Source organism: Paenarthrobacter sp. CM16 (assembly GCF_013179505.1).
Lineage (GTDB): Bacteria > Actinomycetota > Actinomycetes > Actinomycetales > Micrococcaceae > Arthrobacter.
The window spans coordinates 1-1,394 of sequence record NZ_JABMCX010000534.1 but is presented as its reverse complement, the minus strand read 5'-3'; the positions used below and the strand labels follow the sequence as shown (position 1 = coordinate 1,394).

2 protein-coding genes are annotated in these 1,394 nt (G+C 60.4%); both read right to left on the bottom strand.

Features of this window, described 5'->3' with window-relative positions; translation table 11 throughout:
* On the bottom strand, nt 1-684 hold a 684-nt coding region (gene lepB / locus HP499_RS24260; RefSeq protein ID WP_172326574.1), incomplete at its 3' end, for a signal peptidase I.
* Complete coding sequence (lepB, locus tag HP499_RS24255; protein WP_172326573.1) at nt 685-1,359, bottom strand: signal peptidase I; 675 nt, start codon at nt 1,357-1,359, stop codon at nt 685-687.
* Between the last annotated feature and the right edge of the window lie 35 nt (nt 1,360-1,394).

Sequence of the window (1,394 nt, the reverse complement as noted above, 5' to 3'; positions counted from 1 at the left end):
GCCGTTGCTCTCCTGGTGCGCCCGGGAGTCTGCCGAATGATTACGGTTATCACCCATTACCCAGACCTTGCCCTCTGGAACAACAATGTCGAACGCATTCGGCTGCGGTATCTCGGCAGGGTTGATGTAGGTCTCATCCAACGGCACACCATTAATACTGACACGCCCCTGGGCATCGCAGCAGGAAACCCTGTCACCGGGAAGCCCGATGACACGCTTGACGAGGTGCTGCTCATTGTCATCGGCAGCCAAGCCCACAAATTCCAGTGCGTCCCCTACCCAGTCCATGGGGCCGGCGGGCTTCTTGGCAACCGGCGTCAACCAGCTCTGGGAATCCTTGAACACCACAACATCGCCGCGTTGCAGGGCGAAGGGTTCAGGAACCAGCAAATTGATGAAGATACGGTCATTGACGTCCAGGGTGCTTTCCATGGATTCCGACGGAATATAGAACGCGCGGAAAAGGAAGGTCTTCAGCAGGAATGACAGCACCAGCGCGATAGCCACCACGGTCACGATCTCTTTGACCCATGCCATGACAGGATTCTTGCGGGGCTTCTCCACTGCGTGGGCGCCGCCCGTAGACTCCCGGGAATCAGCCACCCCGGCGGCAGGTGCCGTTACGTCCGAGACCCGCGCGTCGTCGTCGTACCGCTCGGGATTCTCTGGAGCTTTGTCCGGCATCTACTGTCCGTTCTTCGATATTTCGGCCTGCGGAGAGCGAGGCATTTCTGCAAATCTATCAAGTGGCCAGATGATCCGGACCGGTCGGCCGATCACCCGTTCCACAGGAACCATGCCGCCACCCGGCGCACCCAGCAGTCCCCGGGAGTCTGCAGAACGCGAGCGGTGATCACCCATCAGCCAAAGCCGGCCATCAGGGACCACGACCTCGAATTTCTGCTTGCTGTTCTCATCCCCCGGATACACGTAGGGTTCCTGAAGCGGCTCACCATTGACCGTGAGGAGGCCGTTGGAATCACAGCACTGGACGCGGTCCCCCGCAACGCCGATGACCCGCTTGACATAGGTGGTGTCGCTGCCGGTCAGTCCAAACCATTGGCTTGCGGCCGAGACGGCGTCAACAAAAGGACCTTGTCCGCTGCTCAGCGGAGCGAACGAGCCCCGGCCGTCGAAGACCACGATGTCACCGCGGCGGATCGGCTCGGAAGTAAAGGCCGTCCGTGACACCAGGATCCTGTCCCCTGCCCCGAGGAGGGGTTCCATGGATTCGGACGGGATGTAGTAAACGTCCAGCCACAAGGACCGGACCAGTCCGCTGATGGCTACGGCGAGGACCAGTGCCAGGAAAACAAAACGCCAGCCCTGTTTCCGGGGCTGGCGTTCTGTTGTGTCCATGACTCGTATCCCTGTTGCGTTGCGGATTGCTCCGG

Bases quoted from the DNA above. Each gene is read 5' to 3' on its own strand.
- lepB (WP_172326573.1), bottom strand. From the start codon at position 1,359: ATGGACACAACAGAACGCCAGCCCCGGAAACAGGGCTGGCGTTTTGTT.